Source organism: Bradyrhizobium sp. WSM4874 (genome assembly GCF_055811835.1).
Genome location: NZ_JBVVPR010000040.1, coordinates 15,094 through 38,817 on the forward strand (window position 1 = coordinate 15,094; position 23,724 = coordinate 38,817).

The 23,724-nt window shown below is 64.1% G+C and carries 20 protein-coding genes; 12 read left to right on the forward strand and 8 right to left on the reverse strand.

From position 1 onward, the window contains the following. Positions 1-67: 67 nt before the first annotated feature. Positions 68-325 (forward strand): hypothetical protein, encoded by a 258-nt coding sequence (locus AC0L3P_RS30640; RefSeq protein ID WP_473307713.1) that lies wholly within the window; start codon positions 68-70, stop codon positions 323-325. Positions 326-385: 60 nt separating this feature from the next. Here AC0L3P_RS30640 and AC0L3P_RS30645 read toward each other — a convergent pair whose 3' ends face one another. Continuing rightward, positions 386-907 (reverse strand): REP-associated tyrosine transposase, encoded by a 522-nt coding sequence (locus AC0L3P_RS30645; RefSeq protein WP_473307715.1) that lies wholly within the window; start codon positions 905-907, stop codon positions 386-388. A 56-nt stretch (positions 908-963) separates the two neighbouring features. Then, positions 964-1,899 (reverse strand): LysR family transcriptional regulator, encoded by a 936-nt coding sequence (locus AC0L3P_RS30650; RefSeq protein WP_275171071.1) that lies wholly within the window; start codon positions 1,897-1,899, stop codon positions 964-966. A gap of 117 nt (positions 1,900-2,016) precedes the next feature. Between AC0L3P_RS30650 and AC0L3P_RS30655 the strand changes: the two genes are divergently transcribed. The 3 genes from AC0L3P_RS30655 to wrbA all read left to right on the forward strand — a co-directional run bounded on the left by AC0L3P_RS30655 (position 2,017) and on the right by wrbA (position 4,184). Next, positions 2,017-2,769: an SDR family NAD(P)-dependent oxidoreductase gene (locus AC0L3P_RS30655; protein WP_473307718.1), complete on the forward strand. Its 753-nt coding sequence runs from the start codon at positions 2,017-2,019 to the stop codon at positions 2,767-2,769. Positions 2,770-2,801: 32 nt separating this feature from the next. Then, complete coding sequence (locus AC0L3P_RS30660; protein ID WP_473307720.1) at positions 2,802-3,500, forward strand: pirin family protein; 699 nt, start codon at positions 2,802-2,804, stop codon at positions 3,498-3,500. Positions 3,501-3,584: 84 nt separating this feature from the next. Continuing rightward, positions 3,585-4,184: an NAD(P)H:quinone oxidoreductase gene (wrbA, locus tag AC0L3P_RS30665; protein WP_473307723.1), complete on the forward strand. Its 600-nt coding sequence runs from the start codon at positions 3,585-3,587 to the stop codon at positions 4,182-4,184. Between the two features lie 30 nt (positions 4,185-4,214). Here the strand turns inward: wrbA and AC0L3P_RS30670 are convergent, their stop codons facing one another. The 3 genes from AC0L3P_RS30670 to AC0L3P_RS30680 form a co-directional block, all read right to left on the reverse strand. Continuing rightward, positions 4,215-5,360: a GNAT family N-acetyltransferase gene (locus tag AC0L3P_RS30670; RefSeq protein ID WP_473307725.1), complete on the reverse strand. Its 1,146-nt coding sequence runs from the start codon at positions 5,358-5,360 to the stop codon at positions 4,215-4,217. A gap of 78 nt (positions 5,361-5,438) precedes the next feature. Continuing rightward, on the reverse strand, positions 5,439-6,833 hold the full coding sequence (locus AC0L3P_RS30675) for an O-antigen ligase family protein (protein WP_473307727.1): 1,395 nt from the start codon (positions 6,831-6,833) through the stop codon (positions 5,439-5,441). A gap of 41 nt (positions 6,834-6,874) precedes the next feature. Further along, complete coding sequence (locus AC0L3P_RS30680) at positions 6,875-7,942, reverse strand: glycosyltransferase (RefSeq protein WP_473307731.1); 1,068 nt, start codon at positions 7,940-7,942, stop codon at positions 6,875-6,877. Between the two features lie 247 nt (positions 7,943-8,189). Between AC0L3P_RS30680 and AC0L3P_RS30685 the strand changes: the two genes are divergently transcribed. Next, positions 8,190-9,176, forward strand: coding sequence for a glycosyltransferase (locus AC0L3P_RS30685; RefSeq protein ID WP_275171064.1), 987 nt, complete (start codon positions 8,190-8,192; stop codon positions 9,174-9,176). 15 nt (positions 9,177-9,191) lie between these two features. Here the strand turns inward: AC0L3P_RS30685 and AC0L3P_RS30690 are convergent, their stop codons facing one another. Then, positions 9,192-10,220 (reverse strand): glycosyltransferase family 2 protein, encoded by a 1,029-nt coding sequence (locus AC0L3P_RS30690; protein WP_275171063.1) that lies wholly within the window; start codon positions 10,218-10,220, stop codon positions 9,192-9,194. A 396-nt stretch (positions 10,221-10,616) separates the two neighbouring features. Here AC0L3P_RS30690 and AC0L3P_RS30695 point away from each other — a divergent pair, with 396 nt between their 5' ends. From AC0L3P_RS30695 to AC0L3P_RS30710, 4 genes are all read left to right on the forward strand, one after another. Next, entirely contained in the window at positions 10,617-11,417 is an 801-nt protein-coding gene (locus AC0L3P_RS30695; protein WP_063993995.1) for a class I SAM-dependent methyltransferase, read from the forward strand. Between the two features lie 288 nt (positions 11,418-11,705). After that, a complete protein-coding gene (locus AC0L3P_RS30700; RefSeq protein ID WP_275171061.1) occupies positions 11,706-14,072 on the forward strand; it encodes an exopolysaccharide transport family protein in 2,367 nt (788 codons plus the stop codon). After that, on the forward strand, positions 14,065-14,871 hold the full coding sequence (locus AC0L3P_RS30705; protein WP_275171060.1) for a WecB/TagA/CpsF family glycosyltransferase: 807 nt from the start codon (positions 14,065-14,067) through the stop codon (positions 14,869-14,871). The genes AC0L3P_RS30700 and AC0L3P_RS30705 overlap by 8 nt, the downstream gene beginning before the upstream one ends. A gap of 284 nt (positions 14,872-15,155) precedes the next feature. Then, positions 15,156-15,497, forward strand: a complete 342-nt coding sequence (locus tag AC0L3P_RS30710) for a hypothetical protein (RefSeq protein ID WP_275171059.1) — start codon at positions 15,156-15,158, stop codon at positions 15,495-15,497. Here the strand turns inward: AC0L3P_RS30710 and AC0L3P_RS30715 are convergent. Then, positions 15,471-19,586 carry a sensor domain-containing phosphodiesterase gene (locus AC0L3P_RS30715; protein ID WP_275171058.1) on the reverse strand — a complete coding sequence of 1,372 codons (4,116 nt, stop codon included), beginning with the start codon at positions 19,584-19,586 and terminating at the stop codon, positions 15,471-15,473. The two genes, AC0L3P_RS30710 and AC0L3P_RS30715, sit on opposite strands and share 27 nt — an antisense overlap. 284 nt (positions 19,587-19,870) lie before the next feature. Between AC0L3P_RS30715 and AC0L3P_RS30720 the strand changes: the two genes are divergently transcribed. Genes AC0L3P_RS30720 through AC0L3P_RS30730 form a run of 3 tightly spaced genes read left to right on the forward strand, consistent with a single transcriptional unit; the run spans position 19,871 to position 23,113 of the window. Continuing rightward, positions 19,871-20,923 carry an Ldh family oxidoreductase gene (locus AC0L3P_RS30720; RefSeq protein WP_473307744.1) on the forward strand — a complete coding sequence of 351 codons (1,053 nt, stop codon included), beginning with the start codon at positions 19,871-19,873 and terminating at the stop codon, positions 20,921-20,923. 21 nt (positions 20,924-20,944) lie between these two features. Beyond that, complete coding sequence (locus AC0L3P_RS30725) at positions 20,945-22,312, forward strand: LLM class flavin-dependent oxidoreductase (protein ID WP_275171056.1); 1,368 nt, start codon at positions 20,945-20,947, stop codon at positions 22,310-22,312. Between the two features lie 15 nt (positions 22,313-22,327). Next, on the forward strand, positions 22,328-23,113 hold the full coding sequence (locus AC0L3P_RS30730; protein WP_473307746.1) for a fumarylacetoacetate hydrolase family protein: 786 nt from the start codon (positions 22,328-22,330) through the stop codon (positions 23,111-23,113). Positions 23,114-23,230: 117 nt separating this feature from the next. On the opposite strand, the gene AC0L3P_RS30735 is transcribed toward AC0L3P_RS30730, so the two are convergent. Beyond that, a complete protein-coding gene (locus tag AC0L3P_RS30735) occupies positions 23,231-23,686 on the reverse strand; it encodes an Lrp/AsnC family transcriptional regulator (RefSeq protein WP_275171054.1) in 456 nt (151 codons plus the stop codon). Positions 23,687-23,724 lie beyond the last annotated feature (38 nt).

Here is a 23,724-nt window from a genome sequence, read left to right on the forward strand (position 1 = left end):
TTATCCATGTTCCGCCCGGTCAGGAACGCCCCGAGGACTCTACCGTTGCCTCCTAGGGAGTGGAGCGATGAATAAACTTCAGACCATTGACGTGGCGTTGGACGAGATGCTGGTGAATCTCGCTGCGATCGTCTTGCGGCTTTCAAAGCCCGACGTGACGCGAACGCCGGAAGCGCGACGCGCATTGGCGCAATCCGTGCATCAATACGCAGTGTGCGCGAAGCGCTCGAGCGACCCGCGTGTTCATGATTTGAAATCGCAGCTGGAAGAGACGTTGAAGCCGAGCTTGCGAATTGTCGTGCGTAATGGTGAGAAGGTATCGTAATCGTACTACTGGGCGATATGCCGTAGGGTGGGCAAAGGCGCAAAGCGCCGTGCCCACCAATCATTCGCCGAAGTGCCCCACGATGTCACGCACATCCCCTCCCCAGTCCATGGGAAGGGTGCCTTGATCAACATGGCGGTGGAAGCTGCTGAAAGGCCAATCGCGCACACGCGTGACGAGGCCATGCTTCACCGGATTGAAGTGGATGTAGTCAACGTGCCGCTCCAAGTCGGCATCGTCACGAATTGCGTGCTCCCAAAAGCGGCGCTGCCAGATGCCCTTCTCTCGCTTCATCAATTTACTGATTGAACGCTCGCCGGCCTCCCGCCGCCGCGAAAATCCGCCCTTGATCAGATTCCATCGCGACGAAAAGTCGGCGTCATCCTCACGCAACGCCCAGATCGCATGGAGGTGGTCAGGCAAGATACAGATTGCGACGGTCTCGAACGGCCGGCGTTGCACGACCGTTCGGTAAATCTGACGTAGGCGATCAACTTGGTCGACGAGTAGCGTACTTGACCTATCGGCTAGCGCGACGGTGAAGAAGAACATGTTGCCTTGCGCTCGGCGATACTGAGGCACTTGCGATCCTTCGCATGAATTGGTGGGCACGCTTCGCTTTGCCCACCCTACCGCACCTACGCTGTTCGCTCGCTCTTCTTTGCGCGCCGCGTGCACGTACCCGGCAGCTTCGCCGCGAGAAAATCGCCGAGCGCCTCGACGCGTGCGGGGCGCGGGCCGCCGGGTGGCGTCACCAGATGCACGGCGCCTTCGGCCTGCTTCCAGTCCTTCAGGATCACCTCGACGTCGCCGGAGGAGATGGCGTCACCGACGATGAATTCCGGAAGGTCTGCGATGCCGAGACCGGCGATCAGAGCCGGCATCACCGCTTCGCCGTTGTTGACGCGGAGCTGTCCGCCCGGACGTACGCTGGCCTGCTCGCCAGCCGCGTTAGTGTAGTGCCAGACGTTCGGCGTGGAGAGATAGGTATAGCTGAAGCATTTATGCGCGGCCAGATGCATCGGATGCGTCGGCCGTCCCTCGCGCTTCAGATAGGACGGCGCAGCTACCGTAAAGCGCGGCATCGTGAAGAGCCGCCTTGCAATCAACGAGGAGTCCGGCAGCCGTGCGATCCGCACTGCCATGTCAAAGCCCTCGCCGATCAAATCGATGGTCGCATCGCTCAGGTGCAGATCGACCGAGACCTCTGGATAAGCCTCGAAGAACTCCGGGAGCAACGGCGCCACCGCCTTGATCCCGAACGACATGGGCACGGCGAGCCGCACCAGGCCCCGCGGCGCGACCGATTGCGCCAGCGCCTCGTTCTCCGCCGCCTCGCCGTCGGACAGCAGGCGCGTCGCACGCTCGGCGAGCTTATGCCCGGCATCGGTCAGCGCGAGCCGGCGTGAGGTGCGGTTGAACAGCCGGGCGCCGAGCCGCTCTTCGAGGCGCGTGACCGCCTTGGACACCGTCGCCTTGGACATCGCGAGCTCGCCCGCGGCCCCCGCAAACGACCGTAATTCCACGACTTTTGCGAAAATCGCGAGTGCCTCGAAATCGGGAAGTTTGGCCATGAAAGCAAATCCAATTGGGCTGCTTGAGGAAACAATGCGTTTCCACAGTTTCTATTTCTATACCACAGACGGAGGCTTATCCAAGGGTCATCAGAAATTCAAGAATGGAGAAATCCAATGACCAAGAAGCTCTCAGGCAAGGTTGCCCTCGTCACCGGTGGCTCGCGCGGTATCGGCGCGGCCTCTGCCCGCGCACTCGCCGATCAAGGTGCTGATGTCGCCATCAGCTACGTCGCCTCTCCCGAAAAGGCGGAAGCGGTCGTCACCGAGTTGAAGGCCCGGGGCGTCAAGGCCCGCGCCTTCAAGGCCGACCAGGCCTCGGCCAAGGACGTGACGCAGCTAGTCAACGACGTCGCGAAGGAGTTTGGCCATCTCGACATATTGGTCAACAATGCCGGCGTCGCGAGCGGCGGCGCGATCGACGACGCCAATGCCGACACCGAGGCGCTCGCCCGACAGGACGCCATCAACGTGCATGGCGTGATCGCCGCGATCCGCGCCGCTTCGCAATTGATGGGCGAAGGCGGCCGCATCGTCACCGTCGGCTCGATGCTCGCCGACCGCGCCTCGTTCCCGGGCCTTGCGGACTACGTCGCCACCAAGGCCGCCGTGGTCGGTTACACCAAGGGCGCCGCACGCGATCTCGGCCCGCGCGGCATCACCGTGAACGTGGTGCAACCCGGCTCGATCGACACCGACATGAATCCGAAGGACGGCGGCGAGTTCGCCGAGACCCAGCGCAAGCAGCACGCGCTGCAGCGCTTCGGCCGCCCCGAGGAAGTCGCGGCCGGAATCGTCTTCCTCGCAAGCCCGGAAGCCTCCTTCGTCACCGGCACGGTGCTCAATGTCGACGGCGGTTTTGGCGCCTAGGCGCCACCGTCGCAACATAAGGAATCACGCAGATGATCGAACTTAGACCCTTCGCAACCCTCGGCGGCGCCGATCACGGCTGGCTCAACGCCAAGCATCATTTCTCCTTCGCAAGCCATTATGACCCTGACAACATGGGTCACGGCGCCTTGCGAGTATGGAACGACGACGAGATCGCGCCGAACACCGGCTTCCCTGCCCATCCCCACGCCAACATGGAAATCATCACCTATGTGCGCGAGGGTGCGATTACCCATCAGGACAGCCTCGGCAACGAGGGACGCACCGAAGCGGGCGACGTGCAGGTGATGAGCGCCGGCAGCGGCATCCGCCACTCCGAATATAATCTCGAGCCGACCAAGACACGTATCTTCCAGATCTGGATCGAGCCGACCGCGCGCGGCGGGCAGCCGACCTGGGGCTCGAAGCCGTTTCCGAAAGGAGACCGCTCGGGCAAGCTCGTCACCATCGCGAGCGGCTTCGAGAACGACACGGACGCGCTGCCGATCCGCGCCGATGCGCGGGTGCTCGCCACCACATTAAGGGCGGGCGAGAGCGCGGAGTACGCGCCGCACAAGTCGCGGCACCTTTATCTCGTGCCCGCGGCGGGGTCGGTCGAGATCAACGGCGTGCCCGTCAACGCCCGCGACGGCGCCGCGATCTATGACGAGGACAGGCTGAAGATCACGGCACTGGAAGATTCCGAGATCGTGCTCGTCGACGCGGCCTAACGGCTCTCACCGTCATGGCGGGGCTTGTCCCGGCCATGACACCCCGACACCGCTCCATCAAATCTGCATCCAACGGAGACCATCATGACCAAAGTTCTCGTCCTTTACTATTCCGCCTATGGCCACATCGAAGCGATGGCCAATGCCGTTGCCGAAGGCGCGCGCGAAGCGGGTGCCACCGTCGACATCAAGCGCGTGCCCGAGCTGGTGCCGGCCGAGGTCGCCAAGGCGTCCTATTACAAGCTCGACCAGGCTGCCCCCGTCGCCAAGATCGACGACCTCGCCAACTACGACGCGATCATTGTCGGCACCGGCACCCGCTTCGGCCGGATGGCCTCGCAGATGGCGAACTTTCTGGACCAGGCTGGTGGGCTTTGGGCCAAGGGCGCGCTGCACGGCAAGGTTGGCGGTGCCTTCACGTCGACTGCGACCCAGCATGGCGGGCAGGAGACGACGCTGTTCTCGATCATCACCAACCTCTTGCATTTCGGCATGGTCGTGGTCGGCCTGAACTACGGCTTTGCCGGCCAGATGAAGCTCGATGAAGTCACCGGCGGTGCGCCGTATGGCGCCACCACTATCACCGGTGGCGACGGCAGCCGGCAGCCTAGCGCCAACGAGCTCGCCGGCGCACGCTATCAGGGCCGCCAGATCGCGGAGACAGCCAGGAAGTTGCACGGCTGAGCTACACGGCCGATGCGAGGGGAGCGCCCGTCAACGCGTCCCCTTGCCGACCGCTTGCGCCGCAAAGGCGGCGAGCCTGGGGTGACGGCGCAGGCCTTGCGCGGCGTGGTCACGCCACGCGAAGGGCATGCCGCGCCAGGACAGCGCGACGCTGACATCGGTCAGCGGTACCGACTTGGCGCCGAAGCGGCGCTTGTAGCCCTGGTTGCCGATGCTGAGGTCGAAACGGCGCACGCCCTGCGCATGCAACGCCGCCATGGTGCGCTCGGTCACGAGCAGCCCCGGCGAGCAGCTCGACCAGGAATCGCCGGCGTGGCTGATGCGCAGGAGAAAATAGGTCGCACCAAACCTGACGCCGAGCGTGGTGGCGATGACGGCCTCGTCGCACACCAGCGCCGAAATGACGGCGTAACCGTCCGCGACGCCCTGGCGGGCGACCTCGCGATAGAACTGCGCATGGGTTTCGTCGTTGAGGACGAAGCGCGAGCCGAGCTTTCGCATGCGCGCCTGCTGCTGGGCATCCATCACGTCCAGCAGCTCGCGCGCACGCTCGACATCAGTGGCGATCTCGAATCGCGCCCCGGCGTGACGGCTGAAGACGCGCCAGCAGCGCGGCATCTGCATGCGCTTGATCGAGGCCTGGTAATCTTCATAGTCGTCGCCGGTCAGCACGAGGTTGCCGTTGAGCGAGCAGGATCCGATCCGGCCGAGCGACACCAGCGGGTTCGGGTTGCCCCCGATTTGGGCCGGCATCTTCCTCAGGCGCAGAAGGTCGAAGCGGTCCGGCAATGCGCGCAATGCGTCGATCAGCGCCTCGCCGATCGCATCCGCCGCCGCCGCGTCCAACGCGGCATCGAGCGCCAGGATCGGCGCGTTGTTATCGGAGACGCCGAGATCGGCGAATTCGACGATGCGGATGCCGCGCCTGAGGTGGCTGATCATCGGCACCATTGCGATGTCCCTGCCGGTCGTGGCATCGGAGATCAATGCAATCAGCGGCGAGAAATCGTGGAACGCCTCATACCAGGCACCGAGCCAGTATCCATGCTGAAATGCAGTGCGATGGCCTGCATTCAGGCGAAATGCGGCCTGCCGCCAGTCACGCACAAAATCGACCGCGATTCCCGACGTGCTGGACACAAGACCATCTGGTTGCTCGACGCTGAGGATCGTCATCCGCGGGACATACGATTACTGGGTGTTTCCAGATAGATTGTGTTTTGTTGCAGCCACAAGTTACCTCACTGCTTATCGTTAAGCCGAAGCCACTGCGGCCGCACCCGGCTGCGACAAACCGTCAGGGGCCGGTTCCGTTTCCGCGACGCATTGGAACCTGGCCAGGAAGTGCAGGCCGGCCACGGCGACGGCGAACATGAACCAGATCGGATTCTGCCGTTCGAGCAGGAAGGTCTCGGTGGCCCCGTAGTACAGGCCGAACAGCCACACGGTCAGGAACAGCTTTGCTAACGCACCGCTGCGGTTGTGAGTTCGGGCCGACTGGAAATTGCCGAGCGGCGCGAGCACAAAGATGAGGATCACCAGCAACAGCCCCGGCAGGCCGATGGTGACCGCGAGGTCGAGATAGCTGTTGTGGCTGTGCGCCGCGCTCGTCGCCCATTCGGCGCCCTGGGCGGTCTGCCGCGCGGTCACATCGTCCCAGAACGCGGCATAGCCGTGACCGATGATCGGCTTCTCGGCGACGGCTGCGAGCGCGAACTCCCAGATGGCGGAACGGCCGGTGAAGGTGGGATCGAGCGGAAGCAGCCGCGTCATTGCCCCGAGCGCCGGACTCACGACGCTGCCGACCGTCAACAGGTTCATCACGATCAGCGGCACGAAGCAGATGATCCGCTTCAGCCACAGGCTTGGTGTGACGCAGACCAGCGAGGCGAGCGCGTAGATCGCAAGGCATAGCACTGAGGAGGTCTTGCCGCCGGTGAAGATCAGGAAGATTCCGGCCAGCGCGGCGATGGCCGGACCCATCACGAACGAGCCGACGGCGGACAGATAGATGCCGACATAGACCAGGATGGTCATCACCGGCGAGGCGATGTTCTTGTGGCCGAAGCTGCCGCGCCAGTCGCCGGCCAACTGCGACTCGGTGACGTCGAGTGCGGTGTGGATCGAGTATTGCGGCGCCATGAAGACGCCGAGATAGCAGAGTGCGAGCAATACGAGCGCGGCGCCTCCTAGGCACAGGTTAAAGCTGCGCTGCGTCGGCGGCAGCAACGGCAACAACACCGCAAGCGACATCACGCTGGCTGCGAGCACGAAGCGCTGCATCGAAACTCCGCGGTTCTCGGAGAAGACGATGTTGATCAACAGCCAGCCGATCAGGCAGAGATGCAGTGGCGTCACCAGCGTCTTCAGCGCGGGCGCATCCGCCGCGGCGACGAACAGCACCGCGATCGCGGCCAGCAGGCCCCAGGAGACATAAGTGAGCGCCATCCGTCCGCCGACGACGGTGGTGACATCCTCGTTGCGCAGGTCAGGAAATGGATCGAGCGTCACCAGCACGAGGAGCAGGGCTGCGACTGCGACGAGGCAGCGCGCCGCTCGCACGGCGTTGACCCCCGCAAGCCCATCGCGCAGGACGCCGCCGAACGATCGGGCCTCGACGTCGGTCATGTCAATGGCGCTGCGATCCATGGCTCGAGGCTGGTGATGAAGCCGGAGGGAAGCTCAAAGTCTTAGCCGATCCCTGTTAAGCATCCGTCAACCAGTCCAGCGGAGCTCTGCGGCACCGCCTCCTGCCGCACGATGCTTCGCGCGATCTCGTAATATTGCAGCGCGCGCTGTTCCAGCGTGAGATTGTCGAGCACGAAGCCGCGCGGATCGAAGGTTTCGGCGGCGCACCCGGCCCAGAACTCGTCCCAGCCCGCCTCGAACCCGGCGATGTCGACGAACTTGGCGCCGCAGCGATCGTCCCAGTACGGCACCGACGACACCGGCGCGAACTGGACGCGATGCGGATAATAATCGGGGTCCCGCCAGGGGCCGCCGGGATCCCAGGCGAGCACCGGCACGCCGCAAGACAAGGCCTGCTGATAGGCGATGCCCTGGCTCTCGTTCTGGCACAGGAAGATCATCGCACGCGATTGCGCGAGCGCAGCCCGATAGTCCTCCTCCTTGTAGCTGCCGTAACGCAGCTCGATGAACGAGCGGCCTTCCTTCGTGAGCCGGGCGCGGAGGGGTTCGATCAGCTCCGGTGCGTAGCGCTCGCGATCCCAGTGCACCTTGTCGTAGATCAGGAGGTCGACGCTCTTTTGCGACGTCGGCGACGGTGCCCAGAGATCCGTGTCGATGCCGATCGGCCAGGCCTCCGTGTCGGGCCAATGCGGCCGATACATGTCGGCGTACCAGGGGCCCGGCACCACGACTTTCTTGACCGGCAGGCGCTTGAACAGGTCAGGATCGTCGAGCGGATGATTATGGGCGGCGACGCCGAGCAGGATCGGATTTTTCCAGGCAAATTTGTCGAGCAGGAAGGTGCGGCCGATGATGCAGGCGAGTTCGCCCGGATGCCGCGCGATGTAGCTGTAGTCGTTGACGCGATAGCGGATGCCGAGTCGATCGAGCCCCGCACAGAGATTGAGGAACACGCGGAGCTGCCCGCTCATGCGCGGCTCGCCGAGCAGCATGCGACGCGCCATGCGCCGCAGATGCCGGTCGCCGGGAAACCAGCGATCGTCCTTATCCTCGTAGAACAGGTTGAGGACCATGTCGTCGGGATCGTAGTCGAATGTCTTTGCGGGCACTGGGTCCATCCGCGGCAGCCAGGTTGCGCATTCTCGCATGGGACCGGCTGTCGCACTCTTCCAAATTTGCCACAGGCTTAATGCCGGCGGCTTAACGCTAATTGACGAAACCAACGCTGCGGTAGCCGTCGCGGCGACGTTTTTTTCCCAATGCGAGTATCATTCGCGACGGTCAGGGTTGCGATCGATCGCATTGCGAACGCGCAGATGCGCCCTGGTTAACAGACGGTTAAAGGCGAGTCGTATCTTGATCACCGCGGAAGAAATTCTCGAATTGCCCGCCGCATCGCGCGTCGTTCCGGCGGCGCGTCTCCCGCTGCAAGTCGGCTCAGCCACATCGGTGTCTGTCGTCATCCCGGCCAAGAATGTTGCGGCCTATGTCGGTGAAACCCTCGCCAGCGCACTGGCGCAAGCCGAGGTCACCGAAGTGATCGTCGTGGACGACGGCTCGACCGACGGCACCACCGCCATCGTCCGTGCCATTCGTGACCCGCGACTGCGCCTGATGACCAACGGCGCGACGGGCGTATCGGCCGCGCGCAATCTCGGCGCGCAGCATGCGAACGGCCAATGGCTACTCTTCCTCGATGCCGACGATCGCCTGCGGCCCGGCGCGGTCGCGGCGCTGCTGGCGGCCGCGCGTGGCGCGCCGCGCGCGGTTCTCGTCTACGGCGACTACAACACGATCGACAGCGAGGGGCGGCAGATCGGCCGTCGGGATCTGCTGAAAGGGCGCCGCAAGCCGTCCGGCGACGTGCTGGCGCGGCTGGCGGCCGGCAACTTCATCGTCAATGGCGGCATTGCGCTCGCACGTGCAGAGGCCTTCCGCGCTATCGGCGGCTTCGACGTCTCGCTCAGATATTGCGAGGACTGGCACTGCTGGTGCCGCCTTGCCGCGATCGGCGAGTTCGAATTTGCGCCGAACCTTCTGCTTGACTACCGCCTGCACACGGCCAATACCATGAACGCGGCGGTGCGGACGCCACAGGATTTCTTTCCGGCGATCGCGCGGGTGTTCGACGACGGGCTGATCATGGCGCGACTGCCCGCGGGCATGGCAGCCGGGCTGCGCCAGGCCGCCGAAGTTCATCTCGTCACATATTCGGCGATGCAAGCGGTCCGCTTCGGCAGATATCGCCAAGCCTTCGCCTATCTCGGGATGGTCGGGCGCCGCTCGCTCAAATCGCTGCCGCGCTCCGCGGTCAGGGTTGCCCTCGCCTGCTTTGGTATTTAGCCCGCCGCCTCGGCGTCAGGACACGATCTTCGAGGCCTCATAGGGTTTCGGCTCCACGCCGAACGCGGCGAACAACGAGCCGAGCGCGACCATCACGGGATGCATCGCGACGACGGCCTTCGATGAGTTCAGCAGAGTGGCCGCGCGCACCAACGACAGCGGCAACCTCCCGAGCACCTGCGCAAACACCCACACTCGCGCCGCCGTGCCCTGCGCGGCCTTGGACTGCACACGATAATTGATCGCGCCGATGCGCAGGCCTCGCTTCACGATCCAGCCGAAACCGGTGCGGCTTTGCGGCACCGTCTCGGTGATGACAGCCTCCGCCGTCCAGTGGAACGTCATGCCGGCATCGCGGCAGCGCACGAAGAAATCGCAGTCGCCGCCCCCGAGGAAGTTGAAGCGCGGATCGAAAGCGGGCCGGGCGAACCTCTCGAACGCCGCACGCGTGATCAGGCAATTGCCGCAGCCATAGATCAGGGGCACCGCGCCGCTGTAATCATAGGCGGGACAGAAAACGGGGTGCCCCGAAAGCCACGGCATGCTGTCGTCCTCGAAGATCGGCAGCACCGGCCCGCCGACCACATCGGCGCCGGTCGCCTCCGCGGTGCGGACCATCAGCTCGAGCCAATCGGGCGAAGCGATCTCGTCGTCATCGATCATCAGGAACCGGGTCGCGGCGGGGAACAGCGCCAGCGCCGTCTCGAACGCGGCGTTGATCGCCTGGACATTGCCTTGCCGTTTCTCGACCAGGCAGATGCCCTGAAGCCTGCCATCGGCGAGATATTCCGCGGCCACCGGCGCGCTTTCGCGCCGTACCGCATCGTTCTCGACCATGACGACGGCGAAGGAGCGCGGGGTGCGCTGGCTGGCGAGCGAGTCCAGTGTCAACCGCAGATGCTGCGGGCGGCGGAAGCAGGGGATGCAGACGACGATACCAACCGACAGGTCGATAATCCGGGAGCTGGCCGCGATCTCCCGGTTGGGATCGCGCACGGCATCCGAGATACGCGTGGCGGACAGGTCTGTCGGGATCAATGTCATGACGTTCTAGATGTCCGAGATAGATTGAAAAAGCCCTGCTTCGATCCCGGGGATCAGCGCCGTCCCGCGACGGCACATCGCCGCGGGACAGGCACGTCCCAAAATGAACGGCCGGTTGGAGCCTCGCGACGGCGGCACGCCGCCGATTTTCTGCCATCCATGCGCTTAACTGCTTTCGGCTGTTTCTGCTGCGAAACCTTGCGCGCGTGATACTGCAATTCGCGGTCCACCGCGCCGATGGCGGCTGGCGCGGACGATGCCGTAGTTAACGCACATGCCCATTAACCCGATCGTAAGCACCGTGACGGGTGAAGCGTCGCGGCATCGGATTTGCTCTACGGCTACACGAGATTTTTCCTGTAAATTTAAGTCGAACAAGCGCGGTCAGAAAAAAATATGAACAAGCCAGCCACGATCGATTTCGCGACAGCCACGGCGGTCCAGATTCCCGCGGCCATCGCCCACACTCAGGCGCTGCACGATCTCGTCCCCGGTGAAGCCCGCGACAGCCTGCTCGCCGTCCACGACGTACTGCGCCGCGAACTGCCGCAGGGCCAGCTCGCCACCTATGAAGCCGGAGGCGGCTCGTGCAGCGTCCTGCCACCGGAACTGCTGAGTCGAAGCAAGGTCACCGTCGTCGACATCGACGAGGACCAGGTTCGCAACAACAGCTACGCGGACGAAGCGATCCTCGGCGACGTCCAGACCTACCGCTTCGGGCGCGAGACATTCGATCTGGTGATCTGCTACAACGTGATCGAACATCTTCCGAACGTCGACGCCGCACTCCTGAATTTCCGCGATGCGCTCAAGCGCGGCGGGATGATCCTGATCGGCGCGCCCAATCCGCGCTCATTGTCCGGGGTCGTCACCAAATACTCGCCGCACTGGTTCCACGTCTGGTTTTACCGGCACATTCGCGGCATCAAAGATGCCGGCTTGCCGGGCGAGCCGCCGTTCCCGACCTTCTTCCATCCCCTGGTGTCGCTGCCGAGGCTCGAAGCCTTCGCCGCCGCCAATGGCCTCGAGATGATCTACCGCCGTGAGGTCGAGAGCCCGCGCTATCCCGAGATGCGCCGGCGCAAGCCGCTGTTCGCAGCCCTGGTCGACGCCGGCGCCGCCGTGCTCAACGCCGTGCTCCCGCGCGGGACCGACGTCCGCCGCGGCGATTATCACGTCATCCTGCGGAAAAGCTGACAGCCATGGTGCGCGTACGGCCGATCGCAAGACCAGCGAAGCCTCGCGGCCACGACGCACGCGGTAACGAACCGTTAAGCTCTGAAGGACCTCACCGCACGCGCCACGGCGATGCGTCGAAGAGTGGCATGCGCTTAAACGCTTTGTTTGCCATTTCGGTGAATAGTCCCTCAATGAGTATGGTTAATTTTCCCTGTTGCGTTGAGTGGGCACCTATATCCGAGGTGCGTGGCGTAGAGCGAAGAGTAACCCCTCAGCACGCGGCACTTGGAATGAAAGCTGGGGATCATGCTTGACTATAACCAGCCGATAGACCGGGCCAGACCGGAGGCCCCTCAGCAGCGGCCTCAGGTCGGCTTCAACGTGCTGGAGCTGGTCAATCTGCTCTGGCGGCGGAAGATCGCGATTGCCGTTGCCGCGCTGCTGGGTGCGACGCTTGCCGTCACCGTGGGCAAGAGCCTGACGCCCCGCTACACCGCCACCGCCCAGCTCTATGTCGACCCGCGCGAGCTTCAGCTCGTCGATCGCGAGCTAACGCCCCGCGCGCAGGACGTATCCGGCATGTCGATGGTGGTCGAGAGCCAGGCGCGCCTGATCACCTCCAACAGCGTGCTGCTGCAGGTGATCCAGCAGGCTGATCTGGACAAGGATCCCGAATTCGGCGGCGGCGCCGACGGCAAAGGCGTGATGTCGTCGCTGCTCGGCCTGATCGGCCTTCAGCCCCACGCGCCCTCCGCCGCTGAGAAGAAGGAAGTGCAGCTCGCCGCCCTCGAGGCGCTGAACCGGCACATCACGATCCGCAAGACCGAGAAGAGCTTCATCGTCGACATCGAGGTCTGGTCGACCGATCCGGCGAAAGCGGCGATGCTCGCCAACACGCTGACCAGCGCCTACCTCGCGGAATCCCGCAACTCGCAGGCTTCGGCCGCGCGGCGCGCCACCAACGATCTCTCCGGCCGCCTGAAGGAGCTGCGCGAGCGGCTGCGCAGCGCCGAGACCGTGCTCGCGACCTACAAGGCTCAAAACAATTTCGTCGGTACCCAGGATGCGCTGATCAGCGACCAGCAGCTTTCCGCCAGCAACCAGCGGCTTTCCGCCGCCCGCGCCGCGACGATGGACGCGCAGGCGCGCCTCGACCAGATCGAGGCGAGCCGACGCACGACTGCAGATGCAGGCGCGAACTCCGAGGCGCTGCAATCGCCGACCATCGCGAACCTGCGCGCGCAATATGCCGACGCGCGCAAGAAATATGCGGAGCAGGCCGGCGAGCTCGGCCCGCGTCATCCGGCGCTGCGCCAGACCGAGAAGCAGGTCGAGGATCTCAAGCGCACCATCAACGAAGAAATCGACCGCTTCGCCCAGTCCGCCAAGAACGATTTGACGCGCGCCCGCGACTTTGAAGCCTCGCTCAGCCGGGCACTGGAGGCGCAGAAGCGGCAGAGCGTCCAGCTCAGCCAGGCCGCCGTGCGCTTGCGCGAGCTCGAGCGCGAAGCCGATGCCAGCCGTGACGTCTATCAATCCTTCCTCAAGCGCTCGCGCGAGACCGAGGAACAGGAGACGCTGAACACCTCGGCGGCCCGAATCATCGGCGAAGCGACGGTGCCGCAGCGGCGCTCGTTCCCACCGGCGATGAGCCTGTTCGCCATGATCGGTTTCATTTTCGGCGCAATCGCTGCATCGAGCTGGTTCGTCGGAGCCGAACTGCTGTTCGCCAGTGCCTTCGCGCCAGCACCGGCGCCGGCCCGTCCCAATCGCACTTCGTTGCCGCAAGCTCCAGCGCCTTCGCGGGCGCCGGAGACTGCCCGGCCCCAGCCGGTCCCGCGCGCTCCGGAAGTCGCGGAGGCGCTACCGGAACTCGCCGCCCCGCCGCTGCAACCTTCGATGATCGAGAAGCCCCTGATCGAAAAGCCGCTGATCGCGCGCCTCCAGGAGGCCGACGTCATCCACACGCTCGGCGCCATTCTCGCCACCGGCGGCGGCATCGACCTCACCCGGCTGGGCTGGCCGACGCTGCGCCCCGGCTTTCCACTGACGACGCTGCTCAACGCCTGGCGCGACATGCGCGCTACGGCGGGCCGGCGCGCCGGCGGAAAGACAATGCCTGTTGTCGCGCTCGTCGGTGCCAGCGAGACCACCGGGCGCAGCGTGACCGCGCTGAATTTCGCGCTCGCGGCCGCGCGCGACGGCGCCCGGGTGCTGATGATCGACGCCGACCATCAGGCGCACTCGCTCTCGAACAAGGTCAACCGTCCCGGCAAGAGCGAGCCGAGCAAGGTCGGATGGCTTTCGATCGGCAGCAAGGCCGCGCGCGAGATCAAGACCCTCAACGGCATCTCGGTATTGCCGGCCGCCGAACGCGACGCAGGCAAGGCCACCGACGCCATCCGTAAGGCCATCGAGCAGGCGCGCTCCGCCGGCGGCTATGACCTCGTCATCCTCGACGGTCCCGCGGCACCACTCACGGCCGGCAGCCGTAAGCTGCTCGATGATGCCGACGCGCTGGTGGCGGTGCTGCCGACCAGCCTCGACATCAACGACGGCCTGGAAGAGATATTGAGCACGCTCGGCCGTGCCGAGCGCAAGCTCGTCGGCGTCGTGCTCGACGAGCTCACCCCTATGGCCCAAGCTCGCCAACGAGGCAAACAGTATGCTTGAGCGCCGCATCAATCTCGATGGCCGGGCCGCAACCGCCGACGTGCCGCGGATCACCATCGGCGGCCTTCGCATGGCCGCGATCGACCTGGAAGCGACCGCAGATTTCATGATCGAGGCGACCGATCCGCGCCATCGCATCGGCCGTCCGCTGCACCTGACCTCGGCCAATGGCGAGGTGCTGGCGCGGTGCTCGACTGAACCGGAGACCGAGCGCCTGTTCCGAGGCGCGGACCTCATCAACGCCGATGGCCAGCCGCTGGTCGCGGCGTCCAGGCTGCAATCCTGGTTTCCGCTGCCCGAGCGCGTCGCCACGACGGACCTGTTTCACGTCGTCGCGCGCAAGGCTGAAGCGGTCGGCCGCACCTTCTATATGTTCGGCGCCAGCGAGGACGAGAACGCCGCCGCGGTCGAGAACGTCCGGAAGATGTATCCAAACCTCAAGATCGTCGGCCACAGCCACGGTTATCTCCGTGGCGATGCGCTGCGTGCTAAGGTCGACGAGATCAACGCGCTAGCGCCGGATTATCTCTGGGTTGCGCTGGGCGTGCCAAACGAGCAGGCGTTCGTCGAGGAATTCACTCCGCATCTCACCAATGTCGGCGTCATCAAGACATCCGGCGGCCTGTTCAACTTCTTGTCGGGCAGCCGATCGCGCGCGCCGCGATGGATGCAGAAGATCGGGCTGGAATGGGCCTGGCGCACCTTGCTCGAGCCCCGCCGCCTGTTCTGGCGCTATTTGACCACCAACCCTCGCGCGATCTATCTGCTGTTCAGCCGCAATCGGCCCTTCAATCGCTGAGTAGACAACGACATGACCGCCGACGGTTACCAGCCCCGCCTGCGCTATTTCAACGCCAGCGCCGCCGGTATTGCGCCTTGCGGGCCGGGCTCATAAGCGGCTAAAGAGACTGTCGCAGTCGGCGTCGGCAACTTTCCCGGCCGCCGCATGTTTTTCTATGGCCGCCGACACAAGCGGCGCAATGGGCTCAGCCGATAGCGCGAGCCAGCTTTTCACAGCGAAGGCCACGATCGAGTCCGCGCATCGGCCTGCTTTCAGGCGCGACCCAAGGGAGCACGGAACGAATGCATCAGGCCGCAAGCCTGCAATTCGAGCGCATGATGGACGAGCTCGTCCTCTGGCATGCCGTGCCGGAGGACGAACGATCGCCGGCGCCGGCCTGGTGGTGGGGTCCGGCGATGGCAGTGTTCGACACGCATGAGCCGATGCGCCAGGCCTGGTGTCGCGAGCTCGGCCTTGGCGACGGCTCGAGCTTTGCCGAAGGAGCGCATGTCCTTATCACGCTCTTCGCCGAACAAACCTCGCTTCCCTGGCCGGATCATTTTCCACGCAAGGCAGAGATCAGGGAAGAGGACGTCCGCGAACTGCACCCGCAGCCATCAGACGACAGCGCTTTTCAAGCGTAGTGCCGCGGCCTCGGTGGCGACATGGTCCGGCTCCGGCTGGAGCGGCGGCGCGACGGGCAGCTCCATCGGCCGCAGCAGCTCGGCCATCTCCCGCGCCGGCAGCGGCTTGGAGATCAGGAAACCCTGCATCTCGTCGCAGCCATGGGCGCGCAGGAACGCCTCCTGTTCGGCGTTCTCGACGCCTTCCGCCACCACGGTCATGCCGAGTGCCTTGCCCATGCTGATGATCGCCTGCGCGATCGCCTGATCCTCCGCGTCCTGTGGCAAGTCGCGCACGAAGGAGCGGTCGATCTTGATGGTGTCGATCGGGAAATGCTTCATCAGCGACATCGACGAATAGCCCGTCCCGAAATCGTCGATCGCCAAGCGAATGCCGCGGCTCTGGATGGCGTCAAGCACCTTGAGCGCGCGCCCGACGTTGCGCATCATCATGCTCTCAGTGACCTCCAACTGGAGCAGCACAGGTGACATGCCGCTGGCGGCCAGCGCCTCATCGACGTCCTGCAACAGATGCTCGTCGACAAACTGTCGCGGTGACAGGTTGACCGCCATCGACACCGGCAACAGGCCGCGGCGCTGCCAGGCCATGGCCTGCGCGCAGGCCTCCTTCACCACCCAGCGGCCGATCGGCACGATCAACCCGGTCTCTTCCGCAAGCGGAATGAACTGCGCCGGCGAGATGCTGCCGAGATCGGGGTGCGTCCAGCGCAGCAGGGCTTCCACGCCCGTGATCTGGCCGGTCTCCATGTCCACCTTGGGCTGGTAGTTCAAAGTGAATTGATCGCGCTCCAGCGCCCGGCGCAGCGCGCTCTCCAGCGACAGCCGTTCGATCGACTGCGTCTTCACTTCCTTGGAGAAGAAGCGGTAGCCGTTCTTGCCGTCCTCCTTGGCGAGATACATCGCCATGTCGGCGTTCTTGGTCAGTGTCTGTGCGTCGGAGCCGTTGGTTGGATACATCGCGATGCCGATCGAGGCCGTGGTGTGGCACTCATGCCCCGCTAGCTCCATGGGTTCGGCAAGCGCCGTCAACAGCTCGTTGGCGATGCGCTGCACGTCATTGATCTCGCCACATTGATCGAGGATCACCACGAACTCGTCTCCGCCGAGCCGCGCCACCACGTCGCTTGCGCGCAACGCACCACGCAGCCGGTTGGCCACTTCGAGCAGGAGCAGATCGCCGGCCTCGTGGCCCAGCGAATCGTTGATGACCTTGAAACGGTCGAGGTCGATGAACAGCACCGCAAAGCGGTGATCGTGGCGCTGCGCTTCGTCGATCGCCTCGTGCAGCAGCGCGTTGAAGGTCTCGCGGTTCGGCAGGTCGGTCAGGCTGTCGTGCGAAGCGAGGTATTCGATCCGCTCGTCGGCCTCGTTTTTCTCGTCGGCCCGGTCGAAATTCTCCATCGCGAAGGAGACGTTGTCGGCGAGGCGCTGCAACAGCTCAACGAACTCGGCCGTGAAGGTGCCCGGCTCGGTGGACATGTAGATCATGACGCCGACGGCCTGATCGTGCGCGACGAGCGGAAAAGCCGCGCCCGACCGCGCGCCGTCGTTGCGGACAATGGCATGGAAGGCGCGAACGCGATCGTCATTGAGATAGTCGTTGCTGATGCAGGGCTGGCGGGTGCGGAACGCCGTGCCGCTCATTCCGCGCCCCTCGGGACGGTCGGGGTCGATTGACAGGCGGACATTGCGCGTGGTGTCAGACGATGGTCCGGCGCTCGACACGATCTCCAGCTGGTCGCTGTCGGCCCTCGACAGTGCAATAGTGGTCGATGTGAATTTTGCGCCATTCGAGGCGGCAAGGCAGACGAGGTCGAACAGTTCGGCGCGCGACTTCGCCCGCATGATCGCTTCGTTGGTGGCGCTCAGAGACGCAAACATGCGCGTCAGGCGTTCCTTCTGCGCCTCGGTACGGGCCTTCTCCTCGGCACGATCGAAATTGTCGAGGGCGAAAGAGACGTTTTCAGCCAGGCGTCCGAGCAGTTCGACCAGATCGGGTGTGAACGTATTCTCTTCAGGTGCGAGGAAAAGCAGGATGCCAATCGGCTCCTGGCCGGCCCGCAGCAGTGGGAAGCTGGCAGCAGCACGGGTTCCATCCTCGATCGCCTTGGAATGCCAGTGCATCGATCGCGGATCGTTCTGATAGTCGTTAATGACACTGGCCCGGTGGGTCCGCAGCGACATCCCTATGATTCCCTGGCCCTCAGGATGGTCGGCGGAAACACCGCAGGTGCGTCCCACCATTCGTTCCTGAAGCCGTCCCTTCACGGCGACCACCCGGACGAGTTCACGTTTGTCGTCCATAATGCCGATTGTCGCAGAGGCGAACACGCCGCCGAGCACCGCGGCTTGGCACGCGACCTCGAACAGCTCCTCGCGCGTCTTGGCGCGCATGATGGCTTCGTTGGTCGCGCTCAGCGCCTCGAACATGCCACTCAGGCGGTCACGCTGCTTGTCGGCCCGCGCTTTTTCGTCGGCCCGATCGAAGTTCTCCAGCGCAAAGGCGACGTTGGCTTGGAGCTTGCGCAGCAGCTCGACGAACTCGTCCGTGAAAGTGCCGAGCTCGCGCGAGTTGAACAGGAATACCCCTTCGACCCTGTCGCCGTTGAACAGCGGCAGCGCGGTTGACGACGCAATGCCGTTGCGACGCGCGCTCGCGTGCCAAGGCTCGAGGCGCGCGTCTGCCAGGATGTCGTTGCTGATGCAGGCCTGCCGCGTCCGGAACGCGGTGCCGGTCAACCCACGTCCCTCCGGCACCTTGTCGCTGACCGGCAATCTGAAGGTTCGTACCTCAGCGGCGTTCGGACCAAAAGATGCGACAACGCGAAGCAGTCCCGCGTCGCCGTCGAGCAACGCGATCGAGGTCGAGGCGAACTTCGCGCCCTGCGCCGTGGCTTCGCAAACCAGGTCAAACAGTTCGCTGCGGGATCTTGCCCGCAGAATGGCCTCGTTCGTCGCGCTTAGCGCCGCGTACATGCGCGCCAGCCGTTCCTCCTCCAGGGCGATCTGAGCCTTCTCCTTGTCGCGGTCAAAGTTCTCGAGCGCAAAGCATACGGCTTCGGTCATGCGCAGCAACAGTGCGACGATGCCTTCGTCTTTCGCCCAGGCTTTGCTCACGAAGAAAAACAGCACGCCGATGCTGGTACCACGTTTGATCAAGGGAGCAGCCACGCAGGCGACGGCACCGGCATTGACGTTGGCCTGCTCCCAGGTCGTCCCCTTGGTACGATTGAGGAGGTCGTCCTCGACGATCGCTTTCTGGGTCCGGAACACCTCACCGGAGATGCCCTTGCCGTAGGGACTCTCCGGATCGATCGAGTAGCGCGACTGTCTGATCAGATCCAGATTATGTCCGGTCGCTGCCACCGGCGTCAGCCATTCGGAATCCGGCTCGTGCAGCAGAACGAAAGTGCCAAGCGATTTGCCGCTATACACAGCGGCGTCGCAGACCCGCTGGTACAAGTCCTGCTCGGTGCTGGCGTGCAGGATTGCTTCATTCGTCGCAGTGAGGGCGCCGAACATGCGGTTGAGCCGCCGCACTGCCCGCTCGCCATCCAGGCGCGCTGTCTCGCGCGCGAAATTCTCCAGAGCATGTGAGATATTGCTCGACATCCGCTCGAACAGCGAGACCATCGCCTCGTCGAGCGTGCCTGCCCCCGAGCGCGTCACATACAACACCCCGATACTGCGACCGCCGCAGATCAGGGGAAGCGCCGCGGCTGCGCCGACGCCCGCCCCGGCCGCGCCCTCGCGCCACGCGAGCGAGCGAGGATCGTTCAGGTAATCGTTGCTGATGCAGATCCCCTGGCTACGAAAGGCTTCGCCGCCGACGCCCGATCCCTCCGGCGTGCCGGCCACCGTGGTGATCTTGATCGCACGCAGCCGCGAAACGTCGTCACCGCAGCCGGCCGCAAACCGCAGCCGCGGGCCATCCGGCTCCGCCAGGAAGACGGCGACGGCCATGAAGTCCCCACTCGAAAAGCCGGCGTCGCAGACCTTCTGGTACAGCTCGTCCGGCGATTTCGCGTAAAGGATGGCTTCGTTGATGTCGCTCAACGCTGCAAGTGTGCGCGCGAGGGTCCCCTGCACGATCTCAACTCCCCGGCATTTCTGCCATTTTATCCCGGGTAGCTTATGAGCCGATCGCCTAAGTGGGGGTTATTGGTTCCCGCAAACCGTCGATCAAAGTGAACGAGCTGCAAACAACCGGCGCGAAATCCCGCTGTACGGGATGGCGGTTTTTGACCACAGACGCGTTCTGTTTACGAATTTGCAGCCCTGTATTGGTTTACGGGAGATTGATATCGCAGCCGCGCTTTGAGACCATGGCTCCCAACAAGCAGCCTGTTAAGGGCACCAGCCGGGGAAACGCCATGCCGATCGTCCAGGCCGACCGCCTCACGCGCATCAGCGCCGCGCTGCTTCGTGCTGCCGGAGCTTCCGAGGAAGAGGCCGACGCGGTCGCAAGCGGCTGCGTCAACGCCAATCTCGCCGGCCACGACTCCCACGGCGTGATCGCCGTTCCCACCTATATCGACCGCATCAGGGCCGGCCACATCGTACCCGGCGCCAAATGGAGCATCGTCCGGGAATCGCCGACGACCACCGTGATCGACGGTCAGTGGGGTTTTGGCTTTCACGTCAACGCCAAGGCGATGGCACTGACGATCGAGAAAGCGAAGACGGCGAATGTCGCCGCCTGCACCGTGTTCCGGCAAAGCCATGTCGGCCGCCTCGCCGCCTATCCGCTGATGGCGATGCGCGAAGGCATGATCGGGATCGCAACGGCGGATTCTGGCCGCTCGCCGAAGCACGTGGCGCCGTTCGGCGGCAAGGAGGCACGGCTCGGCACCAATCCGATCTCGATAGCGGTGCCGTCCGATCTCGATGCGCCCTTCTACCTGGACATGGCGACCTCTGCGGTCGCGGCCGGCAAGATCCAGCTCGCGGTCGCCCGCGACGAGGAGATTCCGAGGGGATGGATCATCGATGCCGAAGGACGACACACCACCGATCCGACCCAATACCGCAAGGGCGGCGCGCTGCTGCCGCTAGGCGGAACCGAGGGTTACAAGGGCAGCGGTCTCGCCGCTATGGTCGAGGTCCTGTGCGGCCTGCTCACCGGCCTCGGTTTCGGCGTCGAGCCCACGGGCCGGCACAATGACGGCTGTTTCATGGCCGTGTTCAACGTCGCCGCGTTTCGCCCGCTGCAGGACTTCAAGCGCGAGGTCGCCGAGTTCGCACACTATCTCAAATCGACCCCGCCCTCCGAGGGCAGCAAGGGCGTGTTCTATCCCGGCGAGATCGAGGGCATACGCGAGCAGCAGCGCCGGCGCGACGGCATCGAGATCGAGGATGCGACCTGGGAAAAGCTGCGCGCGCTGGCGCGCGAGTACAGGCTCGATACGGTCCTCGATCTGGCCTGACGCAATTCGGAGAACAGCAGCATGACGCGGCAGATGGTACTGGTCGGCTTCCTTCAGGCGCAGAACTGCACGAATTTGCCCAGCTCGTGGCGACATCCGGACTCGCGCAACGATTCGATGTCGGCGGATTATTATCAGGAGATCGCCAAAATCCTCGAAGCCGGCAAGTTCCATATGGCCTTCTTCGACGACCGGCTCGCGATGCCGGACCGCTACGGCAACGATCACGCCCATACCGTCGAATACGGCATCCGTTGCGTGAAGATGGACCCGCTGATCGTGCTGACCACGATGGGCATGGTTACAGAGAAGCTCGGGTTGGGGGCGACCGGCTCGACGACTTATTTCGAACCTTTCGACATCGCCCGCCGCTTCGCAACGCTCGACCTGATGTCCGGCGGACGCGCCGGCTGGAACGTCGTCACCTCGCTCAACGACGGCGAGGCACACAACATGGGGCGCGACTCTCATCCCGAACATGATTCCCGCTACGACAAGGCCGACGAATTCATGGAGATCGTGCTGGGCCATTGGGATACCTGGGAAGACGGCGCGCTCATCATGGACAAGACCAGCGGCCGCTTCGCCGATCCGGCCAAAGTAAAGCGGCTCGATCACAAGGGCTCATTCTACAAGTCGCGCGGTCCCTTCACGGTGCCGCGCTCCGACCAGGGCCATCCCGTGATCATCCAGGCCGGCGCGTCCGGCCGCGGCCAGCGCTTTGCAGGACGATGGGGCGAGGTGATCTTCACCGCTGCACGCAATCTCGCCGCCGCCAAGGAAGGCTATGCGTCGGTGCGTAACGAGGCCGCGAAAGCCGGCCGCGATCCGGAGGCGATGTTCCTCTGCAACCTGACGACACCCGTGTGCGCAGCGACCAAAGCGGAGGCCGAAGACAAGATGGCGCTGATCAACAAGCTGCCGCTGCAGATCGATGCGCTGTCGCTGCTGGCCGAAGCGCTCAACTACGACTTCGCCTCCAAGGATCTCGACGAACCGCTGACGACCGACGAATTGAAGAGCATGCAGGGCATTCTGGGCATCCGGGACGGCGTGCTCAAGAACTCCGGCAAGAGCAATCCGAGCGCGCGCGACTTCGTCACCTTCTCCGGGCGCGGTCAGGTCCAGGATGCGATGGTCGGGGGCCCCAAGGAGATCGCGGACAAGCTCGAAGAAATGTTCGTCGAGCGCGGCTGCGACGGCTTTGTCATCGCCGCGACCTATGTGCCCGGCTCCTATGCCGATTTCGTGCAACATATCGTCCCGGAATTGCAGCGGCGCGGATTGTTCCAGAGGGAATATCGCGGCAAGACGCTGCGGGAAAATCTCGGGCTCAAGCGGCCGGCTGCCGGCGACTGGAAAGTGCAGCCGCGCGATGCCGCAGAATAACCACGGAGACACGGCATGCGCTGGCTGAAATTCACCGCCATGGACAAGTCGTCCTGGGGAATCGTCGAGGGCGACCAGGTTATTGCGGTCGACGGCGATCCCTTCGGCGAATGGCAACGCACCTCGCGCACGCATCCGCTGTCGCAGGTTAGAATCGAGCTGCCGCTGATTCCACGCACCTTCTACTGCGTCGGCCTCAACTATCTGAAGCACCTGAAGGAGGCCGCCGACAAGCGCGGCGAGGTGCCGGCAGTGCCGGACAGACCCGAGATCGGCTATCGCGCCCAGAATGCGCTGATCGCGCATGACGAGGAGGTCGTGATCCCGTCCTTTGCGACGGACAAGATCCACTACGAGGGCGAACTCGTTGTCGTCATCGGCAAGAAGGTGAAGCATCTCACCAAACAGAATGCCATGGACTGCGTCTTAGGCTACACCATCGGCAACGACGTCAGCGAGCGGAGCTGGCAGAAGGCCGACCGCAGCCTGTGGCGCTCGAAAAACGCCGACACGTTCAAGCCGATGGGCCCGTGGATCGAAACCGAAGCCGACCTCGACAAGATGGAAACGATCGTCCGGGTCAACAGCAAGGAGACCAACCGCTTCCACACCAACGACATGATCTTTGGCGTGGTGCCCTTCCTGGTCGAGCTGACCAAATACTTTACGTTATGGCCCGGCGACGTGATCTGGATGGGAACGGATGGTGCGTCGCCTGACATCAAACATGGCGACGTCGTGGAGATCGACATCACCGGCATCGGGACGTTGCGGAACAGGTTCGTGCGAGAGGAGCGGTAGCAGAGATGTCGTAGGGTGGGCAAAGGCGCGCTTGCGCCGTGCCCACCAGCTTTCCGCGACCACAAACGAAGTGGTGGGCACGCTTCGCTTTGCCCACCCTACGGCAGCCAGCGCCTCTCAAAACGGCAGCGCCACGCCGGTCTTGATCTCCTTCAGCACCACATTGCTCCTCACATAGCGAATGCCGGGAATGCGGAACATGAAGTCGTCGAGGAATCTGTTGTAGGCCGCCATGTCCTGCACGACGACGCGCAAATGGTAATCGGCATCGCCCGTGGTCGCAAAGCACTCCAGCACCTCACGCCGCGTGGTCACCCGCGCGACGAATTCGTCGACGAATTTTGCGTCGTGCCGTTCCAGCGAGACGTGGAGGATCGCGGACATCGCAAAGCCGGCCTGCTCGCGCGCGACCAGGGCCGCATAGCCCTGGATGGCACCGCTCTCCTCCAGCGCGCGCACCCGGCGCCAGCACGCCGAGGTCGACATGCCAACCGCGTCGGCGAGCTGCTGGTTGGTGGCGCGGCCGTCCTTCTGAAGGAAGGCGAGAATCCGCGCGTCCTGGTCTTCGATCATGGGAGCCACCAAAATGGATTAATCTACCTTGATGTAGA